This window comes from Bacillus sp. LL01 (assembly GCF_001037965.1).
This window is the reverse complement of record NZ_LFEL01000001.1, coordinates 794,582-816,592: the sequence shown is the minus strand read 5'-3', so window position 1 is coordinate 816,592 and position 22,011 is coordinate 794,582. Positions and strand designations below refer to the sequence as shown.

At 35.3% G+C, this 22,011-nt stretch carries 28 protein-coding genes, 1 pseudogene and 2 other annotated features (1 of these 31 running past the window's edge); of the genes and pseudogenes, 28 read left to right on the top strand and 1 reads right to left on the bottom strand.

What is annotated here, in order from left to right:
* Positions 1-130 (top strand) — a binding site (T-box leader); it begins 124 nt to the left of the window's first position.
* 85 nt (positions 131-215) lie between these two features.
* The 15 genes from tyrS to AB685_RS04105 all read left to right on the top strand — a co-directional run bounded on the left by tyrS (position 216) and on the right by AB685_RS04105 (position 12,168).
* Positions 216-1,430: a tyrosine--tRNA ligase gene (gene tyrS, locus AB685_RS04170; protein ID WP_047969245.1), complete on the top strand. Its 1,215-nt coding sequence runs from the start codon at positions 216-218 to the stop codon at positions 1,428-1,430.
* A gap of 232 nt (positions 1,431-1,662) precedes the next feature.
* Positions 1,663-1,911: a hypothetical protein gene (locus AB685_RS04165; protein ID WP_047969244.1), complete on the top strand. Its 249-nt coding sequence runs from the start codon at positions 1,663-1,665 to the stop codon at positions 1,909-1,911.
* Positions 1,912-2,095: 184 nt separating this feature from the next.
* Entirely contained in the window at positions 2,096-2,230 is a 135-nt protein-coding gene (locus AB685_RS32335) for a hypothetical protein (RefSeq protein ID WP_277814275.1), read from the top strand.
* Positions 2,231-2,351: 121 nt separating this feature from the next.
* Positions 2,352-2,816, top strand: a complete 465-nt coding sequence (locus tag AB685_RS04155) for an AAA family ATPase (RefSeq protein WP_047969242.1) — start codon at positions 2,352-2,354, stop codon at positions 2,814-2,816.
* Between the two features lie 218 nt (positions 2,817-3,034).
* A complete protein-coding gene (locus AB685_RS04150) occupies positions 3,035-3,505 on the top strand; it encodes an SRPBCC family protein (RefSeq protein ID WP_047969241.1) in 471 nt (156 codons plus the stop codon).
* A gap of 411 nt (positions 3,506-3,916) precedes the next feature.
* Positions 3,917-4,060 carry a hypothetical protein gene (locus AB685_RS32015; protein ID WP_241773238.1) on the top strand — a complete coding sequence of 48 codons (144 nt, stop codon included), beginning with the start codon at positions 3,917-3,919 and terminating at the stop codon, positions 4,058-4,060.
* The gene (locus tag AB685_RS04145) at positions 4,061-4,366 is read left to right on the top strand and encodes an NUDIX domain-containing protein (protein ID WP_241773237.1); all 306 of its coding nucleotides are present in this window, start codon (positions 4,061-4,063) and stop codon (positions 4,364-4,366) included.
* A gap of 25 nt (positions 4,367-4,391) precedes the next feature.
* Positions 4,392-6,362, top strand: coding sequence for a prolyl oligopeptidase family serine peptidase (locus AB685_RS04140; RefSeq protein ID WP_047969240.1), 1,971 nt, complete (start codon positions 4,392-4,394; stop codon positions 6,360-6,362).
* 20 nt (positions 6,363-6,382) lie between these two features.
* Positions 6,383-7,099, top strand: coding sequence for a class I SAM-dependent methyltransferase (locus AB685_RS04135; RefSeq protein ID WP_047969239.1), 717 nt, complete (start codon positions 6,383-6,385; stop codon positions 7,097-7,099).
* 24 nt (positions 7,100-7,123) lie between these two features.
* Complete coding sequence (locus tag AB685_RS04130) at positions 7,124-7,723, top strand: lysozyme inhibitor LprI family protein (protein ID WP_047969238.1); 600 nt, start codon at positions 7,124-7,126, stop codon at positions 7,721-7,723.
* A gap of 54 nt (positions 7,724-7,777) precedes the next feature.
* Positions 7,778-8,080: a hypothetical protein gene (locus tag AB685_RS04125; protein ID WP_047969237.1), complete on the top strand. Its 303-nt coding sequence runs from the start codon at positions 7,778-7,780 to the stop codon at positions 8,078-8,080.
* 270 nt (positions 8,081-8,350) lie between these two features.
* Positions 8,351-8,722 (top strand): hypothetical protein, encoded by a 372-nt coding sequence (locus AB685_RS04120; RefSeq protein ID WP_241773236.1) that lies wholly within the window; start codon positions 8,351-8,353, stop codon positions 8,720-8,722.
* Between the two features lie 62 nt (positions 8,723-8,784).
* Positions 8,785-9,750 carry a zinc-binding dehydrogenase gene (locus AB685_RS04115; protein WP_047969236.1) on the top strand — a complete coding sequence of 322 codons (966 nt, stop codon included), beginning with the start codon at positions 8,785-8,787 and terminating at the stop codon, positions 9,748-9,750.
* Positions 9,751-10,076: 326 nt separating this feature from the next.
* A complete protein-coding gene (locus AB685_RS04110) occupies positions 10,077-10,538 on the top strand; it encodes a DIP1984 family protein (RefSeq protein WP_047969235.1) in 462 nt (153 codons plus the stop codon).
* Between the two features lie 478 nt (positions 10,539-11,016).
* Positions 11,017-12,168 carry a substrate-binding domain-containing protein gene (locus AB685_RS04105; RefSeq protein ID WP_047969234.1) on the top strand — a complete coding sequence of 384 codons (1,152 nt, stop codon included), beginning with the start codon at positions 11,017-11,019 and terminating at the stop codon, positions 12,166-12,168.
* Between the two features lie 343 nt (positions 12,169-12,511).
* Here the strand turns inward: AB685_RS04105 and mraY are convergent, their stop codons facing one another.
* Positions 12,512-13,468, bottom strand: coding sequence for a phospho-N-acetylmuramoyl-pentapeptide-transferase (mraY, locus tag AB685_RS04100; protein WP_047969233.1), 957 nt, complete (start codon positions 13,466-13,468; stop codon positions 12,512-12,514).
* A 152-nt stretch (positions 13,469-13,620) separates the two neighbouring features.
* Positions 13,621-13,885, top strand: a binding site (T-box leader).
* A gap of 90 nt (positions 13,886-13,975) precedes the next feature.
* Between mraY and AB685_RS32010 the strand changes: the two genes are divergently transcribed.
* The 13 genes and pseudogenes from AB685_RS32010 (at position 13,976) to AB685_RS04050 (ending at position 21,982) form a co-directional block, all read left to right on the top strand.
* Positions 13,976-14,584 (top strand): OB-fold nucleic acid binding domain-containing protein, encoded by a 609-nt coding sequence (locus AB685_RS32010; protein ID WP_241773235.1) that lies wholly within the window; start codon positions 13,976-13,978, stop codon positions 14,582-14,584.
* Positions 14,529-15,434 (top strand): amino acid--tRNA ligase-related protein, encoded by a 906-nt coding sequence (locus AB685_RS32005; RefSeq protein ID WP_241773234.1) that lies wholly within the window; start codon positions 14,529-14,531, stop codon positions 15,432-15,434. Before AB685_RS32010 ends, AB685_RS32005 begins: the two co-directional genes overlap by 56 nt.
* Positions 15,435-15,932: 498 nt before the next feature.
* Entirely contained in the window at positions 15,933-16,154 is a 222-nt protein-coding gene (locus AB685_RS04085) for a hypothetical protein (protein ID WP_241773233.1), read from the top strand.
* 23 nt (positions 16,155-16,177) lie between these two features.
* Positions 16,178-16,633, top strand: coding sequence for a GNAT family N-acetyltransferase (locus AB685_RS04080; RefSeq protein WP_047969231.1), 456 nt, complete (start codon positions 16,178-16,180; stop codon positions 16,631-16,633).
* A gap of 35 nt (positions 16,634-16,668) precedes the next feature.
* Positions 16,669-17,400, top strand: coding sequence for a class I SAM-dependent methyltransferase (locus tag AB685_RS04075; RefSeq protein WP_047969230.1), 732 nt, complete (start codon positions 16,669-16,671; stop codon positions 17,398-17,400).
* A 181-nt stretch (positions 17,401-17,581) separates the two neighbouring features.
* The gene (locus AB685_RS04070; protein WP_047969229.1) at positions 17,582-17,869 is read left to right on the top strand and encodes a hypothetical protein; all 288 of its coding nucleotides are present in this window, start codon (positions 17,582-17,584) and stop codon (positions 17,867-17,869) included.
* Positions 17,870-18,096: 227 nt separating this feature from the next.
* The gene (locus AB685_RS04065) at positions 18,097-18,663 is read left to right on the top strand and encodes an alpha/beta hydrolase (RefSeq protein WP_047969228.1); all 567 of its coding nucleotides are present in this window, start codon (positions 18,097-18,099) and stop codon (positions 18,661-18,663) included.
* Positions 18,664-18,807, top strand: a complete 144-nt coding sequence (locus AB685_RS30125; RefSeq protein ID WP_082153490.1) for a Type 1 glutamine amidotransferase-like domain-containing protein — start codon at positions 18,664-18,666, stop codon at positions 18,805-18,807. It begins immediately after the preceding gene.
* A gap of 287 nt (positions 18,808-19,094) precedes the next feature.
* Entirely contained in the window at positions 19,095-19,856 is a 762-nt protein-coding gene (locus AB685_RS04060; RefSeq protein WP_047969227.1) for an STAS domain-containing protein, read from the top strand.
* Positions 19,857-19,969: 113 nt separating this feature from the next.
* Positions 19,970-20,131: a hypothetical protein gene (locus AB685_RS31190; RefSeq protein WP_157860693.1), complete on the top strand. Its 162-nt coding sequence runs from the start codon at positions 19,970-19,972 to the stop codon at positions 20,129-20,131.
* 484 nt (positions 20,132-20,615) lie between these two features.
* On the top strand, positions 20,616-21,101 hold the full coding sequence (locus AB685_RS04055; protein WP_047969226.1) for a DinB family protein: 486 nt from the start codon (positions 20,616-20,618) through the stop codon (positions 21,099-21,101).
* Positions 21,102-21,138: 37 nt separating this feature from the next.
* A pseudogene (locus AB685_RS32000) lies at positions 21,139-21,295 on the top strand (N-acetyltransferase); the annotation flags it as partial.
* A 273-nt stretch (positions 21,296-21,568) separates the two neighbouring features.
* Positions 21,569-21,982, top strand: a complete 414-nt coding sequence (locus AB685_RS04050; RefSeq protein WP_047969225.1) for an Rrf2 family transcriptional regulator — start codon at positions 21,569-21,571, stop codon at positions 21,980-21,982.
* Positions 21,983-22,011 lie beyond the last annotated feature (29 nt).

Genomic DNA, 22,011 nt, shown 5'->3' with positions numbered 1-22,011 from the left:
GAGTAGGCTACACCGGTGAAGCACCCGTAATCATGTGCTAAAGTATCGTCATATGACTGTACTTTCAAAGGTAGGCAATGTGAATTGCTTATAAATTAAAGGTGGTAACACGAGATGAATCGTCCTTTTGGTTAATCCAAAAGGGCGTTTTTTTTATTCCTTTGGTTCTTATAGAGCTTGCAATATTAGAAATAATATTCCAAGGAGATGTTAGTATGTTGGTAAAACCAGAAGAACAATTGACCATCATCATGAAGGGTGCTCAAGAAATAGTAAACAAAGAAGAGCTATTGAGAAAATTAGAGAAGTCCTATGAATCTAAGAAGCCCCTGACTATTAAATTGGGACTTGATCCTTCAGCCCCTGATATTCATTTGGGTCATGCAGTGGTACTAAGAAAAATGAAACAAATGCAAGATCTTGGCCATGAAATTGTCATCATTATTGGTGACTTCACTGGGCGTATTGGGGATCCCACTGGAAAAGCAAAAGGTCGCAAAGCCTTAAGTGATGAGCAGGTAAAACTGAATGCAGAAACATACTGTGAGCAAATCTTTAAAGTGTTAGATGCAGAAAAAACGACGGTCCGATTCAATAGTGAGTGGCTATTTAAACTTACCTTTGAGGAAGTAATAAAACTAGCAGCCACCACATCAGTGGCTAGAATATTAGAGCGTGATGATTTCCAAAAAAGATACAACAACCAAGTGCCGATCGGCATTCACGAATTTTTCTACCCTTTAATGCAAGCATACGATTCTGTCGAAATTCAAGCAGACATTGAACTAGGTGGTACAGACCAAACATTTAATATACTTATGGGACGCACCTTACAAAAACAGTGGGGATTAGAAAAACAAGTTGCCATCTTCATGCCATTGCTTGAAGGTTTGGATGGTGTAGAGAAAATGAGTAAAAGTCTTGGTAATTACATCGGAGTCAATGAACCAGCCGAAGTAATGTTTAAAAAAGTGATGGAGGTTCCAGACGAACTCATTATAAAATACTTTGAACTAGCAACGGATGAACATCCGAAAGAGATTCAGAAGTGGATCAAACAATTAGAACTAGGAGCAAACCCTAGAGATATTAAACTTAAATTGGCTGAAATCATTACAAACCTATACTGCGGAGAAATTGAAACGAAAAGAGCCATCACATTCTATGAAACCGCCTTTAGCAAAAAAGAAATACCAGATGACATCCCAGAATTATCAATCGAAATTGGAGCCGAAACAGTCCTAGCCATCATTCCACAATTAGTTGAAAAAGAACTTGTTAAAAGCAAAAGCGAATTCATGCGCTTAATTAAACAAAACGGAGTCCAAATCAACAAAGAAAAATTAAGTATCGATGAACTAGACCGCGTACTAATGAACGATGAAGTCCTGCAAATTGGTAAAAAGAGATTTATTCGGTTTATAAAATAAATGCAAATAAATAGGAAGCGTTAATTCACTTTGTGAGTTAGCGCTTTTCTTAATTAAATGAAGTTAAAAATCTGGCTCTATTTCGCTAGAGTTATAGAATGAAAAAAATTAAGGGATTATTTACTTTAAGAGCAGTGGTTTAGAATAGAATAGGACTATTATGGGATACAGGTACAGCAGATAATTAGGGGGGAATACTGTTTATTCCTTATTCAGCAATCGAGCCATTTAATTGAATAAGACTGCGAATCTTCAGGAGTTAATTTGCGAATATGAGATAGATCCAGAAGTCATTCAGTTTCTAGAGTTTGATGAAGCTGGGTATATAGATGACCTAATGCAAGAAAATGTGATTTATATGACAGATGATGTTTTAAATGATTATGTGCAAAATTTTACCCAACAAGCATTTGAAATTAAATTAAAGATGAACGAGCTACTAATGCACAGGATGGGTTTATTGCTTTTGATTCCTTTTTAATGCAAGCCACTCAAACGATGATGGATAGGGTAAATGAATTACGAGGAATAATTAATGAACGAATTGATAATACACGCTGATAAAGTAATGAGGTTTACTTCAGTAAAATAAGGTATATTATATTTGTTGAATAGATTCTCTTTAAAAACAAGAAAAGTAGGTGAACAAAGTGGGGAAATATCAATTGGATACAAAAGGTAAGGTAGCTGTGACAAAGTTTCATGAAAAACAGACACCTGCTAAATTTGATAAAAAGCAGCAAATTGAAAAAATACGTGCGGAGTATTTGAAAAAAAAGCAAAAACAAACAGATAAATAATATGAATGAAAACATAGGAAGACGAAATCTCCCTATGTTTTTCTTATTCGAAGTTCTTTTTTCACTTGATATTGAAAATTCTAATTGTTTTAAAAATATGATATTTAACTGGAGGCTCATTATGGCAATAATTTTTGTTACAGGGTTATCTGGAGTAGGGGCTTCAAGTGCATTAGGACAATTAGAGCAAGAGGGATACAATGTAGTCGATACGGATTATGACTACGTAAAGTTAGTAATAAATGAGGGAATTGAAGAAAGAGTCTGGGATGAGAATAAAATAACTCAATTGTTGGCGCAGTACAAAGAGTCTCATCTTTTCATTTCAGGATGTTACTCTAATCAAGGGAAATTTTATAAATACTTTGATTATGTTGTTCTTCTAAAGGCTGACCTGAACATAATGCTTGAAAGAATCAATAAAAGAACATCTAATCATTATGGTAAGACCCCTAAAGAAAAAGAAGAGGTTCTAGATAGTTTTGAAAAAGTATTACCGTTATTAGAAATAAGGTCTGATATTATTATAGATACAACACATATTGGAATTAACGAGGTTTGTAGAGAACTTAAAGAATTATTATAATCATTTTTTCTGGTTATTCAATTAGCCGGGCGGATTCTTGAAGAAGAATCGGTGCTCATTTTGTATTATAGGGTCATTTAGTTGAAGAACACGAAAATGATTTTATTATTGTTTTTTAGTTATATAAATGTTTGGTACTATAAAAGTATTATTGATGTTTTTTCTGAGCCTATCGTGAATAGCAAGACTTTAAGAATATAAAGAAGGAGGTTGAAATGATGAATGAATATGGTACACTACATGAGTCAAACGGTCGTTATGCTTTAAAATTCGAACGATTCTTTCCTCATAAACCAGAAGAGGTTTTCCGTGTCATTACAAATCCTAGTTACTTCTCCCAATGGTACCCTTTTGCAACAGGGGTGATGGATCTCAGACTTGGTGGCAAGATTGCCTTCGATGACGGTGAAGGAACGACATATGAGGCCACCATTACAGAGTTAGAAAAGCCATATTTATTTGGTTTCCGTGAAGTTGATGATCTGATAAACATTTCATTGCAGGAAGAGGATAAGGGTTGTCGAATGATCTTTACCCATACTTTTAACGATGGTTCATGGGCAGTTAATACAGCGGCAGGATGGCATAGGTGTCTGGATGTACTTCACCAGATAGTCAACGGACATCCAGTTGAATGGAAAGATAATTCAGCTGAGTTAAGGGAATATTATCGGGAAGTATTTGATTGAATTAGTTAAATATTATGGAATGATCCTTTAGAGACTATCAAAGTTATGGTAAAGGAATCCTCCAAAGGTGCTTATTCCGAATAAGGGCGCGTATATCCAGGGAAAATCCATTCTAAGCAAAAATAAGGAAGAGCAAATATAGTCAGTTACTCAACGGGTGCTTATCTGAAATAAGGTAAGCTTCTTTTTTATGTGAAATTATATATTGAGTAAATGGTCGATATTTGAAATAATTGGTATTAAGCAATTGATGTTCTTCAATTACCAACCCAATCCTAGAACAAAAATTAGCGCAATTGTAGCATGTTAATTGCTCTTTACTTAAGATTGGGACAGGACAATTAGATAAGTAACCTTAAAGCAATCTGGCGTTTCTAACAGGATTTGACGGTACAAAAGGGGGAAGTACGTATGGAATATTATAAATATTTAAGGCAGTATGTGGGTCATAGACCAGTTATTTTGCCTGGATCTGTTGTTATCATTGTAAATGATCAAAATGAAATACTACTCCAAAAAAGACTAAATGGTAAATGGGGATTGCCTGGTGGTTAAATGGATTTGGGAGAAAGCTTTGAAGAAGTGGCGAAAAGAGAAGTTTATGAAGAGACAGGATTAGTGGTTGAAAATCTGAAATTGCTTAATGTGTATTCTGGTGTGAAATATTACTTGAAAGTTCCAAATGGGGACGAACTATATTCTGCAACAGCCGTTTATTATACCAAAGATGTCACTGGGGATATGAAAATAGATTATAACGAGTCAATAGAAATGAAGTTTTTCACAGCAGGTAATTTGCCGAGTAAATTAAATGATAATGATAAAGGATTTATTGAAGAATATGAAATAAAAAATAGTTAGAAAAGTAGAGATGACTAGACATTTAATGAAAATGAATGAAAAAACCTATCTAAGCATAGAAGAGATTATTTCATTATCAACCTTATCAGGTACAAACATAAGTGATGATGGTAAAAATGTAGCTTTTGTTAAGAGGAAGGCTAACTGGAAAGAAAACAAATATAGGAATCATGTATGGATATATGAAAAAGATAAGGGGAAGAGTTACCCATTAACAACTGGAGATATAGAAAGTACATACCCATTATGGTCTTCAGATCCTAGGGATATTGCATACCTTAGCCTAGTTGGCGAAGGGGAAAATAAGAAAAATCAGATTTTTGTTAAGTCAATAGATAGTAATAGTAGGGTTCAAATTACTGATGAGAAAAAAGGGGTCAGTAAATTTAAATGGGATTCTATGGGTAAGGGCTTTTATTATGTGGCACCTTCTAACGAATCTGATGTGATAAGGAAACGTAAGGAACAATATGGGGATTTTCACCATATAGGTATGGAATACCAGAATGATTGTTTACATTACATTGACATAGAAAAAGTGATAGAAAATGAAATGAATGAACAAGAAAATAGTGCTGTTCTTCAACTAACTAATGGGGATTTTCATATCCATGAGTTTGATATTTCAAATGATGGGAAAAAGGCTGTATTTATGGCTACACCAAGCCCCAATATGGAAGATTATATTAATGGAGATCTATACATACTAGATTTGAAAGCAGAAGAGCTACAAAAGATGAATATAGATAAGTTGTTGGGAGGGAGCGTTTGCTTTTCTCCTGATGGCAGCAAAATATGTTACTCAGCAAGCATAAAGGAGAAGGGTTATTATAAGACCCATATACAAGAAAGTACATTAGAGATCTATGATAGTAATAATGGAGAGAGAATTCAACCTTTAATAGATTATGATAGTACAGTTATTCCGCTACGGTGGACAACTAAAGGAATTTTAATTAGATGGCAGAATAAAACTAATTATCTTATTGGCTTGCTAACTGAGGATGGCACTGTAGAAATGTTAAGTGAAAAAGTAGATAGCTTTATAATGGATGCTTCTATAACAATGGATGGAAATCATATATCCTATAATAAGGCGTTAACAAATGAAACCTTTGAAATCTATTTAGACGACAAAAAAATAACGAATGAAAATAGCTTTAACAAAGGAAAGCATAAAAGTAACAGGAAAATAATTTCATGGCATAGTAGTGATGGTTATGAAATAGAGGGAGTTTTATCAACTCCAGTAGAGTTTGACGCAAATAAAAGATATCCTTTATTGGTGGTGATCCATGGTGGTCCGGCTTGGGCATCCTTTCCGATATTTTCAGACTGTTTTAACGAGAAATATCCTATTGAACAGTTTATCGAAAAAGGCTTTGTGGTTTTAGAACCAAACTACAGGGGAAGTTCTGGTTATGGTAATGAATTCTTAAAAGCGAACTATAGAAAACTGGGAATTGCTAACTACGGTGATATTATATCAGGTGTGGATAAACTAGTTGACCTAGGGATTGTCGATAAAGATAGAGTAGGGGTTATGGGATGGAGCTATGGGGGATATGTATCCGCTTTCTGTTCTACATTGAGTAGTAGATTTAAAGCTATTTCAGTTGGCGGTGGAATTACTAATTGGAGTTCCCATTATGTAAATACTGATATCCCTTACTTCATCAGGGTGCATTTAGGAAATAATCCATGGAATGATCCAGAGATATATTCTAAAACATCACCAATGACATATATAAAATCAGCCTGTACTCCCACCTTAATCCAGCATGGTGAAAAGGATGCAAGAGTTCCAATTCCAAATGCATATGAGTTATATCGAGGATTAAAGGATATGGAAGTTGATACAGAATTAATTATTATTAAAGGAATGGCATATAGTTCTGACCAGCCAGGAATGAATATGGCTATTATGGAACAGAATCTAATGTGGTTTTCACGCTATATACTTGGAGATAGTATGAGAGATTTAAGGGTTTTGTAATTCAGAAAGTAGGTATATATATGATTCCGTTAGTTTATGACCAAATTAATCGTTGGGGTAAGGATGATGAATTCTTTTTAGCACTATTAAAAAAGGCAAATGTTAAAATAATTGCTGATTTGGGCTGTGGAACAGGAAGATTGACATCTCATTTTGCGAAAGCAAACTATCAAATTTTAGCTGTTGATCCGAATGAAGAAGCTATTGAATATGCGATAAATAAAGAGTGTCCAGGCGATGTGACTTGGATAGTTGGAGATAGTTCGTCTTTACAATCAAATGCGTTTGATGCCGTTATAATGACAGCAAATGTTGCGCAAGTATTTCTTACTGATAAAAGTTGGCAACGCGTCATGGAAGATGTATATCGAGCATTAAAACCAGGAGGACATTTTATCTTTGATTCACGTAACCCATTAGCAAGAGAGTGGGAACAGTGGGAAAAAGATCTGACACCTGATTTTGCAACGAACCAGGAAAATGGTGAGCCGCTTGAAATTTGGACAGAATATGAGGGGGTTGTGGAAGATGTATATACCTTTTATGAAACTGTCAAAAATGCACGTACAGATGAAGTAATGATTCAAGAAAAAATGCAATTACGATTCCGAACACAAGAAGAAATTCATGGATCATTACAACAAGCAGGATTTTCAGAGATAGAAATTTATGGGGATTGGGAGTTTGAGCGAGCCACTGTAGAAACCAAGTCTTTTATTTTTCATAGCATAAAATAATAGGCTTAAAAGGAGGCTTTAAAAATGCAAAACAATAGAAAAATATTGATGGTAATGTTGACGGTAGGATTGTTTATATTGGCTGCTTGTGGAAATTCAACTGATCAGTCAGGTGCTATTCAAAACACAAATGACGATTTTTCAAATGAAGTCTCAACAGAAAAGGCTTTAAATAATGCCAGCACTGAAACAGACATTGAAGACAAGAATGAAACAAACGAAGAAGTGGATACCTCACTCAATGTACCTGCAAATGAAAAAGAATCTACCACTAATAAGGAAAAGTATCTCCAACAATTAGATGATACTAAAAAAGAGACGGAAGAATTGGAATCAACAGATTCATCTACATACGCTTTGAAAAAAGTTGAAAGTGATAGATGGGAACTTTGGGATGAATTTTTAAATGAAATTTATGGTGTATTAGAGGAGCAACTACCGTCAGAAGAGATGGATCAATTAAGAGAAGAACAACGTAACTGGATAAAGTATCGAGATGATAGTGCATTGGAAGCATCGCTGAAATTTAAAGGGGGCACCCAGGAACACCTGGAATACGTGGCTGTGCTGGCAAATCTTACAGAAGAAAGATGCCATGAGTTAGTTATGAATTATATGAAGTGATATACCTACAATGACAAGTGGTCGGTGTATTTGTATTCCTAAATGGAGGGGCATATGGATATTGCTAAATATCTTACTTTAATACTTGCTTTAATTGTATCTACTTCAATTTCTATTAGGGTATTTAAAAAAACAGCAAGTAAACAGTCGGGAGTACTAACAGGCTTTTGTATCAATGCACTTCTGTTATCAGTAGCTACAATAGTTTTTTATAGACTATTAAATGTGAAAGAAGTAGAAGGATTCTTTTTAAGCTTAGGTATTCTAATATTTGCTTTTTTCATTCCGATCATAATCTTAATTAACTTTTACATCATTCAATTTGTTAATAGAAAAATTGGAATGTCTAATAACTAACGGCTGGTTGCCATGAACAATTCAGCGTTTATTTTTTGAGTCGGACTCTTAAACCAGAGACCACGCTTTTTTGAAGAGGCTATGTGAGGGTGGGGTAGAAGAGTATCCAAGTTAGATGGGCTAACTAGGAGCACTTCCAGAACAAACGACATTTTAGTTGAAGTATGAAATATTAATGGGGTTATTAATGGGGTTGAAATTTGTGAAATCTAACTATAAATGTTTTATTGATATCCATTTCGAAGGCGGCGATATTCAGATTGAACACAGTTGATTAGTTTTAAATCGGGTGTAGGTTTTATAGCTATACCACATTTCTTAGTTACGCTTGCACAACTTTATAAAGGAGAATTCAACGAAGCTCAATTAAATTGTATTGGGAATTCGGATTATTATAGGTTTTTAAGTGATGGTGTAAACCTTTTTATTGAATATACAACGGATTATCCAAAAGAAGAAATTTATAAATATCAATTCGATTCAGAAAAGTATTTAGAAGCGATTGATATAGGATTTAAGAGGTATTTATATGAACTAGAAAGTGAAGGTATATTACCCTTAAAAACCCAAGAATTTGCTCATCCTTTAGGAGATGACGTACTAAATGCATTTTATGAGTTTTCAAGGCAATTAAATAATTAATTATTTGTGAGGTTGGATAGTTCATTTGTTAAACACTCTAAATTTCGAAAGGAGATATAGAAATGAAAGCGGTCATTCAAAATGAATTCGGTGATTCCAATGTACTCTTATATAAAGAGGTAGAATTACCAGAGATTCACGATAATGAAGTTTTAATTAAAGCAGAATATACAAGTGTAAATTATGCAGATATAAAAAAGCGCATGGGGAATAAAGGGAAAGGTGATTTTCCTTTAACACTTGGATTGGATGTTACTGGGACAATTGAAGAAGTTTCCGGTGATTCACCATTCTCAAAGGGTGATCGGGTAATAGCTTTTCCGAAAGATGGTTCATATGCAGAGTATGTTGTAGCAAAAGAACAATTAGTTTTTAAAATTCCAGATAGTCTTTCTTTCAAACAAGCGGCAACAGCACCCACCGTATCCATCTTGGCTTATATACTAATCTGTGAAATTGGCCAAGTGAGAAAAACCGATACCATTGTGGTACATAGTGCAGCAGGTGGGGTAGGTTCCATGCTGGTACAATTAGCCAAGCTTACTGGTGTAAAGAAAATAATCGGAACAGTTGGAAATCTTAATAAAGAAGGTTATGTGAAGAATTTAGGAGCAGATGTTGTGTGCACCTATGATTCATTTGTTGAGGAAGTTCTAAAGTTAACCAATAATCTAGGAGCTACTGTCATCTTTGATTCAGTTGCTGGTGAGGTTACAAGTAAAAGCTTAGAGTGTTTAGCCTTATACGGCACTCTTGTACAATTTGGGAATAGTAGCGGCAAACCAGGGACCTTTAAAACAAGTGATGTTCATAGCAGTTGTAGAAATATTAAAGGGTTTAGCTTAGGTACAACGAGAAAACATGATCCAGTAAGATTAGCCGATGTTGCAGAGAAAGTCTTAGAACTTTTTTCTTCAGAAAAAATCACACTCCCCATTGCCCAGGTGTTTGATTTAGAGGATGCAGCACAAGCACATAAACTAATTGAGAGTCGCAACTATGAAGGGAAGATCTTGATTAAGATGTAGAGAGGAGATTTGCAATTTTCCCAATATTCATTTTGATAGGATGAGACAATTAAAAATTAGGAAGGATGGATTTAAGAGAATCGGAAAGGGTAACCATGTGGATTAATGATTATGATATTACAAACCTAATTTCATGAAGGGCGTAATGGCACTTAAAGTATTAAAAACAAATATTCTAACAATTAAAAATAATAATGGATAATTTTACTTCTTTAGTGTAAAATTACTCTTAATAACGTTGGTGAACACAAGTTACTTTTCGAAATCTATTCATATATAGAATTATAATTTATCCCTTGAATTTTAAAGTCTAGGAGGAAATCTTAATGAAATTAGCAGAGGCATTAATTTTACGGGCGGATTATCAAAAACGGGTGGAGCAGTTGAAAAATAGGCTGCTGCAAAATGTGAGGGTACAGGAAGGGGACGAGCCAAACGAAGATCCGAAGTTGTTATTAAAGGAATTAACGGAACTATTAGAGAAGTTAAGACTCCTAATCCAGCAAATAAACAAGACCAATTTAAATACGGAATTTGATAAAGCTGAGTCACTTGCGGATGCATTGGCATCACGTGATTTGATTGGTCAGGAACGTAAGATTCATAGCGATCTTCTTGAACAAGCAACCATGAAACTCGAACGTTATTCACGTGCAGAAATCAAATACATAACAACCATCAGCGTGAAAGAAATGCAAAAGCATGTGGATCAGCTGTCACAGAAATATCGTTTATATGATGTGAAAATCCAAGAACTTAACTGGAAAACAGATATACTGTCTTCATAAGAGAAGCTGGTAGCGAAAATGAAAAGGCGAATACCAAACCTTGCAACAGGTCAAAGTTGCCATTAATGGTACGGGTTTCGGGGTGACCCCAAGAGGTTCGAGTCCTCCTTCAAAATTTATACCCATTAATGTAACACCAGAACAATTTACCTAAACAACTTATAACCTGGTATTGATTTTCGTACTCGTGAGGGTGGAGTAGGGGAGTTTCTTATGAAATGGCTGTTTTCGCATACTTTGTTGCTTTTTCACATTTATAAACTAACCGTTATAGTTATATTCCTTGTTGTCATGCTCTTTTCCTGGCTATACAAGGTAGCTTGCATGCCATTCTATAGTCTCTAAGCTGTGAAAAATCCAAAGGCCGATTTTTCTTCGTAAAAAGTCCAATTGCGGACTTTTTACTCAGTGATAGCAAAAATCTTTGAGAAAAGAGCCTATGAAATAGATAAAAATTACTTACAATAAAGGGGAAACCATGAGAGTTATTGGTTCAATAGTCATATCAATTGCAATTTTATATGTTGGATTTTATGGAACAATCGTTTTAACCATTGCCACTGGTAAGGATTTATATGCTCTTGTGTCAGCAGCATTAGTGCTCACATTACTCATCTTTGCAAACCTAGGGATGTGGGGACAGTTTTCTAAAAAAGCTGTGAAGTATACATTTATGAGCTTGATTAGTATCTTTGTTCTTTTTGTAACAGTGGAAGGCGGGAAAGCTTGGTATCAACATTCTTTGAAAATTATGAGTACCCAGGATGTAAATTTAACTCAATATGAACCATTCCAAAATAATGATCGTGTTGCCGACTTAGGCAAAGAAGCATCCATGAAGCTAGAAAAACCTCTTTTAAAGCTTGATGGATCAACGGCTTTATACCCTGTCTTTGCCTCTTTCGCTCAGGCTGTTTATCCAGAAGGAATTTATAATTCTACTATGAGTGAAGTTCAATCCACCCAGACCTCAGGAGCTTGGGCTGGTCTCCTAAAAGAAGAAAGAGAACTAATATTTGTTCCAGAACCTCCAAATTCTATCCAGTCTCAAGCAAAGGCGAAAGACGTGGAGCTCGTGTTAACGCCGGTTGGAAAAGAAGCCTTTGTTTTCTTTGTACATAAAGATAACCCAGTTACTAATCTTACTGTGGAAGATATTCAAAACATCTATTCAGGTGAGATTACAAGTTGGAAAGAGCTTGGAGGAAACGATGAGCCTATCCTGGCGTTCCAACGACCAGAAGATAGTGGAAGTCAGCAGATGCTTCGAAAAGTGATGGGAACCAAACGATTAATGGACCCACCAAGTGACCAGCGGGTTTCAGGTATGGGAGGAATCATTGAAGAAACCTTAGACTATGAAAATAGAAAAAATGCAATTGGTTTCTCGTTCCGCTTCTTCTCGGAAACGATGGTAAAAAACAACAAGATTAAGCACTTAAAGGTGGACGGAGTTGCTCCTTCCATTGAATCTATACAGAAGGATACCTATCCGTTTGTGAGTCCGTTTTACGCTGTACATCTCTCAACAGCAACCAATCCAAATCTTGAATCATTTTTAGAGTGGATCAAATCGGAAGAAGGCCAATTGCTTGTCGAAAAAGCTGGGTATGTTCCGTATCATAGATAATTTGAGTAGGATACAAGGATCCAGCCACAAAGAGGGCTGGATTTATTTTTGTTTTAGGCAAAAGGTAATTTACTTTGTATTTGTAAGGTTTTATGTCGAAAATAGTTTAATCATGAAAAATATAAAGTTTCGTATAATTGAAGAACCCCTGCAAGTACACCTTTTTATACTACTAAAAAGGAGTTCGATGACCAAATGGAGATCATCATCATTTATGTAATTATCGGGGTATTGATTAGTGCTTCCATTTATCTTGTGGCAGATTTTTGCCCTTTGTATTATTGCGTTGCATTGTGTGTTGCCTGGTTACCTCTAATAATCATTGGAATAGCTATAAGTGCATTTATGGATATAGAAGAAATTTCCAATAAGCTAAACAAATAAAAACACAAATCCAAGAAATAAATCCAAATACCGTGACAATAGTCGTTTCGGACCAGCCATATTTTAAGCCAAAGTGATAGTGAATCGGTGTCATTCTGAAAATGCGCTTATGCGTAAGTTTAAAAGAAGTAACTTGTAAGATAACCGACAGTTGCTCAGCAAAATATATAAAAAACAAAATGGGAATTAGAATTTCAACCTTCTCGAGGACAGCAAGAAATGATAGGGATCCACCTATAGCTAATGATCCTGTATCACCCATAAAAGCTTTTGCAGGGTATATATTATAAATGAGAAAGCCCAGTAAACATCCAATCATAATTAAACTAAAAAGTTGCACCTCTGGTCTGTCTGAAACCACAAAAAAGAAAAAGTATGTAGGGATTGCTACTACTCCTAAAAGACCGTCTAATCCATCCGTGAAATTAATGGCGTTTGCAGATCCCACGACAAATAAGGTAATGACAATGACATATAACGCCATCGGGAAATCTAAGGTAATGTCTTTGAAAATATTAATTTTGGTGTCTATGCCTAGTTCGACAATTACGTAATAAAGCATAGTACCTGTGAACATAAATTGAAGAATAAGTTTAGTCTTGCCTGAAACTCCCCCGGGATCTTGACGCGAAGCTTTCCAAAAATCGTCCAAAAACCCAATAAAACTAAAAAGAATGTAAGTTATACACAAGAAGTACATCAAGGGAGTAGGTGAAAAAAGAATCGATATTAAAATTCCAACAAACAGAATAATCCCGAACATTAACGGAGTGCCTTTCTTTAATTGATGATCGGAAGGTAGTTCTTTTCTAATTGGTTGTATCAATTTAAGTTTCCTCAAGGCAGCGATAAATAGTGGCGATAAAATTGCAACAATAATAAAAGCAATTAGCGCTGGAATTATATGATCAATCACTCTTCCATTACTCCTTTTTTCTTTGTCATCTATAATAAATTCTAAACAAATTAATCATTTCCTCTATTTCAACCAAACTTGTGAAATAATTTGGTGATTAGGAGATTGCCTAAATCTTTCATTTATGCTAATATTCTAAAAAACATACGGAATATACGGCTGTGAAGAGAAGAGTAATTAAGATTCATTATTTCCAGAGAGCTTCGGTAGGTGTGAAGAAGCAATAATGATCTTAATGAAAAAAGCCTCGGAGCCTTTGCACGGATCTAAGATTTCTTAGTGATACTGCCACGGGATCTCCCGTTATAGAGATAGGGTATAATTCTTTTTTACAACGAAAGTACCCGAAGAGGTTGATATGGTAACATGTCAACAAACTGGGGTGGTACCACGAAGTTAACAACTCTCGTCCTCAAGATGAATAATCTTGGGGGTTGGAGTTTTTTTGTTTTAGAAAAATAGTATGGCAGTAGGAAAATAGATCAATAAAAGTTGGAGTTGATAAAAATGAGTCAAGAACAAACCGCGCTCAGATTAGAGAAATTAGAAGTTTTAAAGTCACAGGGGATTTCAGTATATCCTGAAAGGTTCCAGACAAATTACGAACTATACGAAGCTTCTTCACTTGAGGATGGAACATCGGGTGTTCGAGTTGCAGGAAGAATCATGGGGATTCGCCAGTTTAGTAAATTCAGTTTCATTAGCATTTCAGACATACAAGGTAAGTTGCAACTTCTCCTGAAAAAAAACGAGGTTGGGGAGGAGGCTATGAGTGATTTCCTCAACTATTTCGATATAGGTGATTTTATTGGTGTAGAAGGGAATATGTATTCTACGAAAACAAATGAAAAAACGCTTCGTATCGAAAATTATGTGCTGCTTGGGAAAGCGTTACATCCACTGCCGGATAAATGGCATGGATTAACTAATACAGATACACGTTATAGACAACGATATATAGATTTGATGATGACAAAAGAAACACAAAACCGCATGTTAATGAGAACAAAAGTAGTGCGTGCTGTTCGTAGATTTTTAGAAGAAAAAAGACTTTTTGGAGGTGGAAACACCTGTATTACAACATACTTCCTCTGGTGCTTTAGCACGCCCGTTTAAAACGTTTCATAATTCGTTAGATACGGAACTAAACTTACGAATTGCTCCAGAGACTTATTTGAAAAGGCTTATTGTAGGGGGCTTTACAAAAGTATTTGAAATTGCAAAATGCTTTAGAAACGAGGGAATCAGCCCTCAACATCTTCAAGAATTTACAATGGTGGAAGGCTATGCAGCTTATTGGAATTATGAGGACACGATGAAGCTCATGCGTGAAATGATTGTCTATGTCCTAAAACAAACTTTCGACTCAACAGTTATTAGCATAAAAGGACAATCGATTGATTTTTCATTAGAATGGAATGTCGTGTCGTTTAGAGATTTAATTTTAAAAGATACAGGCATTGATATTGATTTGTATCCTGATGTGAAAAGCTTATATGAAGAAACAAAACGAAGAAATATTTATTTAGAAGGTGACGATATCGAGACATTAGGAAGAGGGAACTTTATTGACCTTTTATACAAAAAGGTGTGTCGACCACATTTAATCGAACCAACATTCCTAATTAACCACCCAATTGATTTATCACCCTTAGCCAGAGCGAATGATAACAATCCATCAATTACAAATCGTTTTCAATTAGTAGTAAATGGTGCTGAAATCATCAATGCCTATTCAGAATTAGTCGACCCTGTTGAACAGAGAAAACGATTAGAGGCCCAAGCTATTTTAAAAAGTGGCGGTGATGTAGAAGCCATGGAAATGGATGAAGACTATTTATTGGCTATGGAATATGGGATGCCACCGATTTCCGGGTGGGGATTTGGGATTGAACGATTACTAATGGTTTTGACGGATTGTGAAACGATTAAGGACTGCGTTTTGTTTCCGTTAACTAGAAAATAAATAATACCTTTGGAAGCTTATCTGAAAAAAGGTAAGCTTCTTTTTTATGAAATTCATATTGTGTAAATATTAAAAATTTGAAATAATTGGTATAAGACGACATTACTTTTATAGAGGTTAAGAATACCAAACGTTATACAAAACTTTATAAAAAGGAGATTAATATGGCTAATAATATGTATGAAAAACAACACATAAAAAGTATGGCCACATTTAGTTATCTCACCCTTGCAAGTATGTTCTCATTCGTATTTACATTTATATGTATCCTTATTTTACTTTTTCCCATGATAGGAATTTTAGATTTTACATATTTCCCCTCAAAAGTTGGAATTCCTTCATTTGTAATTTCTATGTTTTTTTCCGTGCTAGCTTTTAAAAATATCTTTGGAAAGATTTTGATTGTATTTAACCTGTGTCTAATGATCTTTATGATTGTCTATGGGCCTTAAATGATTAATAAACGACCGCTTATCTCGCAAAAAAGGAGGTAAAGGAATGCCTATGTTGAAACAAGGGTTTGAAAAAATAATATACTTTGTATTTACTATGTTTATATTTGTTATGTTATGGAAGGCAATGGGGATATTCTGGAATGCATTTGTACCTTGGAATCTTAAAACGGATTTAATAGGATTATTTGTGGTGGCGCCATTGCTGATAATATTGGCGTTTGTTTTGTCGAGTTTGTCATTTAAAGTTATAAAGAGTGGAAAATGATCTAAGTATAAGGGGTGTTAATTATGTACCAATATTTCAATGGCTTAGTAATAAGGGAAGGTACAGAAGGGGTTCCAACTGAATATGTGGAAGCTCTTTTTGAAGATGCAGGATGGGCAAGGAATACACCCTCTTGGCAAAAAGAAAAATTTTCGTTAATTTTCAAAAACTCTACATGGGCATTTACAGTTTGGGATCAAAATAAGATGATTGGGATGGTTAGAGTGATTTCGGACCAAATAATGGTTGCTAACATAATGGATTTAGTTGTTTTATCCGAATATCGCGGGAAAGGAATCGGGAAGAAAATCGTAGAACTCTGTGTTCAAAAACTTCCTCACGGTGATTGGTTTGCACACACATCCGCTAACAATTTCAGTTTCTATGAGAAGTGTGGTTTTGAAGTGAAAGACTTAACCCAAAGTGGGACTTGTGCGTATTACGGATATATTCAAGCGAGGAAAGATGGGCATAGATAGAGATTGTTTTTGAAAAAGAATGGGGAGATATATTAATGGAATTCAGAGGATCTAGTGTTTACGATCAATCGGATTTTTTGACAAATTACATGAAAAGAAGAAATAGAAAAGACAGTCCCAATAATGCAATTGAAGGTCCCATTATGTACGAATTAGTTGGGGCCATTCAAAATAAGAACATCTTAGATTTAGGGTGTGGAGATGCCTCGTTTGGTAAAGAACTACTACACTTAGGGGCAAGGCATTACACAGGAGTCGAAGGTTCTAAACAAATGAAAGTAGCAGCTCATGCTAACTTACTTGAACTAGATGCCACTATACATAATGAAACAATGGAATCGTTTCAATACCCGAGTAATTCTTATGATCTCGTAACCTCTCGTTTCGCCATTCATTACGTATCAGACATTAACAGTCTGTTTCAAAACATTTATCAAACCTTAAAAGAGAATGGTAGATTTGTATTCAGCATCCAACATCCGCTTACAACTTCATCTTTTGCCAGTAAGCAGACAGGAGATAAACGTGGGAGCTGGATTGTGGATGATTATTTCCGTGATGGTGAAAGAAGAGAACCTTGGATTAATCAAGTGGTGGTTAAGTACCATCGCACGATTGAACAATATTTTGTGGCACTTAGACAAGCTGGTTTCACGGTAGATGATTTACGCGAAGGTACTCCAAAACGAGAACATCTTAGTAGCGAAGAAGAATTTGTGAGGAGACAGCGGATACCAGTGGTATTGGCGTTTGCTTGTGGGAAGTAAAATTCTAAAAGAGGTGGAACACACCTAGTAGAAAAAGGGATAATTCCATTGGAACTCAAGAAAGCGATGTATTAATGCATTTGTATGAATGGATGCATGCTGGAGAGGTTGTATAGAAAGGGAATGAATGGAGATATCAGTATTATTACATGTCATAAATAAAAATATATGGAGGTTAGTAATGTTATTTATAACATTTGGGGTTATTGCAATAGTAGCAACTTTTATAAATCTTTATATGTATGCAGCAGGAAAGGATTATAAGCTCGCTATGGCGTTAGGATTATCATTTACAGCATTAACACTTTGTGCAGAATACAGCCTTGTATCGGTGTGGGTAGAAGTGGAAGATTGGGCAGCTTTAGAGGATGTAGTACCTGGTATGGAAAGGGCATTATGGTTTTTAACAATTGTTTCTATCTTACTAAATCTAGCACCTATATTTTTAGAACGAAAGGGTAAGAAATAATGACTTAGTGCCACATCGTTTAAATAATATGCAACTATTTTTTTACATAGCACATCAAAACCTGATATTTATAGAATGGAATTCACTGAGCAGGAATTAGTGAATGTTCAAAGATTATGGGGTGTGAATATCGGTGATAACAAATAAAAATTATTTTTTGTTATTCAACTAAAGGGGAGCTTTAACTGAAGATAACGAAAAAGAACTTTATAGAGGGAGGTTATTATTTGAAGAAGGAAGTATTGTTTTTACACAGCGCGGGACCCCAGGAAGGGAAGCAGGGAAGTAACCAACTAATCGCCTACTTACAAAAATCGATTAGTTCGGATTACAGTTTTTCCTCCCCTGCCATGCCAGATCCTGAAAACCCGAGTTATGATCTATGGAAGAACGTACTGAAAGAGAAACTTTCTGAGTTAAATGGTTCCGTTATTCTGATCGGCCATTCACTAGGTGGCTCTGTCCTCCTAAAGTATCTCTCAGAAGAAAATTGTAATTTATCCATCTCTAGTTTGTTTGTGATGGGATCGCCATACTGGGGCCTGGATAAAGATTGGCTATTTAAAGAATTTGAACTCTCCGATAAATTTGCTACAAGACTACCTCAAATCTCACAAATCTATCTTTATCATAGCCGAAATGATGAAGTAGTACCTTTTTCTCATTTTGAGCACTATTCCTATAAGCTTCCACACGCGAAGTCAAGGATCTTCGAGAGCTACGGTCATTTATTTCAAGATGATCTGCCTGAACTTGTTCAAGATATCGAAGCAAAGAATCGTTTCAGTTCCTAAGTGAAAAAAGACTTACCCCAGGTATTGTTTGTTCCAACCGCTAGCAGAGACCAATCAAATTATATAGAGAGGTTTTATAAAGCATTTAAGCTTCTTCCTTGCAAACCTTCTCACCTTCTCTATTTTATGCCAAACGAGCCTTAGAAGCGATTCTGGAGGCTCGTTTTTCTATTACTATTTTTCTTTTTTAATAAAATATACTTTTGCAGTACCTTCTAAATAAGAAGGCGTCTTTTTGCTATTCATTTTGCACAATCCGGGAAATGTGCTGTTATAGAGGTTGAATTTGGACTGAATGAATGGCATTATGCACTTCAAATAACGGAGCTGTTATTTGAGTAACTTTGAAAACCCATGAATGTAAAAATACAATTATTTCTCCTTGTACATAACGATAAAATGAATTACCCTTTATTTAAGGAGTGAAAATATTGAGTGATAATATTGAAGGTATTAATTACAAAGAAGTAATTGAATATTCATTGGATCCGCTAATTGTCCATTCGCAGCTGAAGATAATATATATAAATGAAGCAGCAGAGAAATTTTTTCGAGGTTCCAGGGACGAGATAATTGGAGCCAGTCCTTTAGATATCTTTAAAGATACCTCTAAACCCACAATAACAAAAAGAATATTGGGGGCTTATAATAAACCTGCAGAAGTTATTGAGGAAACTATATATAGAATGGATGAAACACCAGTTGAAGTTGAGTTATATTGCCACCCTATTAAAATAGGAGCAGCAAAAGCTATCCAAACTTATGTAAAAGATATCACCGAGAGAAAACAACAAGAAAAAGTAAAATATGAGATGAATATGCAAATAAATGAGTTAGCCTCCAAAATTGTACCCCTTATAGAAGGTATTGCTGTTCTTCCTCTGTTAGGAGCTATTGATCAGGATAAAGCAGAACAACTCTTAGAATTAATACCAGTTAATGTTCAAGAACAAGGGGTTAGCCGTTTGATTATAGATTGTTCAGGAATGTATAAAATTGATAATTTGGTTATTGACTCCCTTTTTAAAATTAACAATATACTAAATTTACTTGGAGTTAAGTGCATTTTAACAGGGATAAGGCCCCAATTAGCTTTAGAAGCAGTTAAAGGTGGCATTAACATAAAAAACATAATCACTTTTTCTACTGTTAAGGATGCCTTATACTTTTTAGGGGTTAATAATACGAAGTAAACCAGATATATCTTACTAAAAATTGCGGGCTTTTAATCCAGGAAGGATTATCGGCCTTTTTAATTTAATTTCTTAAAGACGGTAATTTAGCTGAATATTGAGGAGGAATATGAATGAGTAAAGTAAGTTGGTTTAGAGTCTTTTTGTTTATATTCATGATGACAGTTGTTGGTTTTCTAGTATTTGACAACATTGCTTCATCGTTAATTTTTGGGCTAGGGGTGGGTGGTATTTTTGGTTGGATATTTTCCACTAAAAGATTTAGAGGAAAATAATAGTAGGTTGCTATTATTAATGTGAAATTAACCTTATTCCAGAAAAACCAAGATTGTTTAACAAGTTGTTCGATTCTCCATAGTGAAGTCGAGAAAAGAAGCCATCGAGCGGGCCATGCGGATGCCGGACCCGCAAGGACAGGGGGAAGGTCAGTACCAAGGAAAGAACAATCATTATTTAATGCGCATCTTTTGAGCAAGATCAGATAATCATTTAGTGGCCGCTTTCTTATTCCCACAGAAGCTATTCTTCAAGAAGGAGAATGGCTTATTTTTGTTGAAGCAAATGACAGGATAGTGTAAGAACGTGCTGCTTGAGTAAAAAAGGGGTTGCTAGGGCAGCTCTGATTTATCATTCGACTAAAGGGGTAGTTGAACAAGGATTTCAACCTATGTTTATAGAAATAGTAATATTAACAATGGTTGGTATCGCTCTTATAGTATTTTAGCAGTTAATTTATTTAATATATGGGGAGGGGCTTTTTTGCAAATTTTTTTTAGATATAACTGGATGGTAAGAGAAGACTGGTATCGTTGGTGTGAAAAGTTAAATGAAGAAGAACTTCTACGGGATCGGACGGGTGGAATGGGAAGTATATTGCATACACTTTTCCATATTGTTGATGTTGAATGGAGCTGGATACGTCTCTTACAAGGTAAAACTGACTTTCAGGAGAGTTTCGATAGTTATAAAAGCTTGAACAAGGTTCGAAAATTGGACGCTGAATTTCATTTAGAAGTGGAAAACTTTGTGAACAATTGGGATGCTAGTATGGAAAATCGATTATTTTACGATACGTTACCAGATGGAAGAATTCTGACGGATACTTGGGGTGAAATCATGCGACATGCCATTGCTCACGAAATTCACCATATAGGACAATTATCAATTTGGGCAAGGGAATTAGGAATAAAACCTGTTTCTGCAAACCTTATAGGTCGGGGTCTTTCCTCTCATTCGAATAAATAATTCAAACAGATATTAATTTAATCGGTCTCTAAATATTGTTCAAATCCTTCCTCGCGGTGATTGGTTTGCACACACATCCGCTAATAATTTCAGTTTCTATGAGAAGTGCGGTTTTGAAGTTAAGGACTTAACCCCAAAATGGAACTTGTGCGTATTACGGATATATTCAAGCGAGGAAAGATCGGCATAGGTAGATGTGTTTTTAGTGTTCGTAACTGTACAAAGGGTAGATAAAAAGGGATGGAAGATTTCATGGCACTAAGACAAGCTGGTTTTCGGTATTAGATTTACTCGAAGGCACACCAAAACGCGAACTTTTTAGTAACGAAGAAGAATATGTTAGAAGACAGCGAATTCCAGTTGTTTTGGCTTTTTCCTGTGTGAAATAAGGCCCACCAACCTCCGTAAACACTTTGACTTTTTATGGGAGATGTCTCAGAATAAAGTGTAGATGAAGAGGTGAAACAATGGGTGAAAAAGTAACAAGTACAAAGTGGTTCAGTATGGCCATTCAGGCACTCGTCGTGCTTGCTAATAATGATGGCCTATGTCCGAGCGGAAAATTGGCAGAGAAACTTGATTCTAAATCTGTCTTTTTAAGAAAAATATTAAGTCATCTGGTCAAAACTGAGTTAATACATGCGAAAGAAGGCCGGGATGGTGGTTATTTTCTTGTAAAGGACCCTAGCGAAATAAAATTGTCAGAAGTTTATGATGCAATGAAAGCAGAAACGTTTCCTAAAGGATTCTTTAATGTAGAAAGTAAAGAATGTTTTGCTCCGACTACGCGTGAATCTCTGTGTACACTTCGCGATGAAATGGAAGGCTGGGTCGTAGCCGGTTTAGAACAAAAGACCATAGCTGATTTAATGAAAAAGTGAAACATAGCTGTTTCGCTTTTTTATTTTGC

What these genes read in the sequence shown, in the direction of transcription:
- AB685_RS04130 (WP_047969238.1), top strand. Translation starts at nt 7,124, where the DNA reads ATGCAAAACAATAGAAAAATATTGATGGTAATGTTGACGGTAGGATTG.
- AB685_RS04155 (WP_047969242.1), top strand. Translation starts at nt 2,352, where the DNA reads ATGGCAATAATTTTTGTTACAGGGTTATCTGGAGTAGGGGCTTCAAGT.
- AB685_RS04110 (WP_047969235.1), top strand. Translation starts at nt 10,077, where the DNA reads ATGAAATTAGCAGAGGCATTAATTTTACGGGCGGATTATCAAAAACGG.
- AB685_RS04085 (WP_241773233.1), top strand. Translation starts at nt 15,933, where the DNA reads ATGCCTATGTTGAAACAAGGGTTTGAAAAAATAATATACTTTGTATTT.
- AB685_RS04070 (WP_047969229.1), top strand. Translation starts at nt 17,582, where the DNA reads ATGTTATTTATAACATTTGGGGTTATTGCAATAGTAGCAACTTTTATA.
- AB685_RS04115 (WP_047969236.1), top strand. Translation starts at nt 8,785, where the DNA reads ATGAAAGCGGTCATTCAAAATGAATTCGGTGATTCCAATGTACTCTTA.
- AB685_RS31190 (WP_157860693.1), top strand. Translation starts at nt 19,970, where the DNA reads ATGAGTAAAGTAAGTTGGTTTAGAGTCTTTTTGTTTATATTCATGATG.
- AB685_RS04140 (WP_047969240.1), top strand. Translation starts at nt 4,392, where the DNA reads ATGAAAATGAATGAAAAAACCTATCTAAGCATAGAAGAGATTATTTCA.
- AB685_RS04075 (WP_047969230.1), top strand. Translation starts at nt 16,669, where the DNA reads ATGGAATTCAGAGGATCTAGTGTTTACGATCAATCGGATTTTTTGACA.
- AB685_RS04080 (WP_047969231.1), top strand. Translation starts at nt 16,178, where the DNA reads ATGTACCAATATTTCAATGGCTTAGTAATAAGGGAAGGTACAGAAGGG.
- AB685_RS04050 (WP_047969225.1), top strand. Translation starts at nt 21,569, where the DNA reads ATGGGTGAAAAAGTAACAAGTACAAAGTGGTTCAGTATGGCCATTCAG.
- AB685_RS32010 (WP_241773235.1), top strand. Translation starts at nt 13,976, where the DNA reads ATGAGTCAAGAACAAACCGCGCTCAGATTAGAGAAATTAGAAGTTTTA.
- AB685_RS04105 (WP_047969234.1), top strand. Translation starts at nt 11,017, where the DNA reads ATGAGAGTTATTGGTTCAATAGTCATATCAATTGCAATTTTATATGTT.
- AB685_RS04145 (WP_241773237.1), top strand. Translation starts at nt 4,061, where the DNA reads ATGGATTTGGGAGAAAGCTTTGAAGAAGTGGCGAAAAGAGAAGTTTAT.
- AB685_RS04135 (WP_047969239.1), top strand. Translation starts at nt 6,383, where the DNA reads ATGATTCCGTTAGTTTATGACCAAATTAATCGTTGGGGTAAGGATGAT.
- AB685_RS04150 (WP_047969241.1), top strand. Translation starts at nt 3,035, where the DNA reads ATGAATGAATATGGTACACTACATGAGTCAAACGGTCGTTATGCTTTA.
- tyrS (WP_047969245.1), top strand. Translation starts at nt 216, where the DNA reads ATGTTGGTAAAACCAGAAGAACAATTGACCATCATCATGAAGGGTGCT.
- AB685_RS04125 (WP_047969237.1), top strand. Translation starts at nt 7,778, where the DNA reads ATGGATATTGCTAAATATCTTACTTTAATACTTGCTTTAATTGTATCT.
- AB685_RS32015 (WP_241773238.1), top strand. Translation starts at nt 3,917, where the DNA reads ATGGAATATTATAAATATTTAAGGCAGTATGTGGGTCATAGACCAGTT.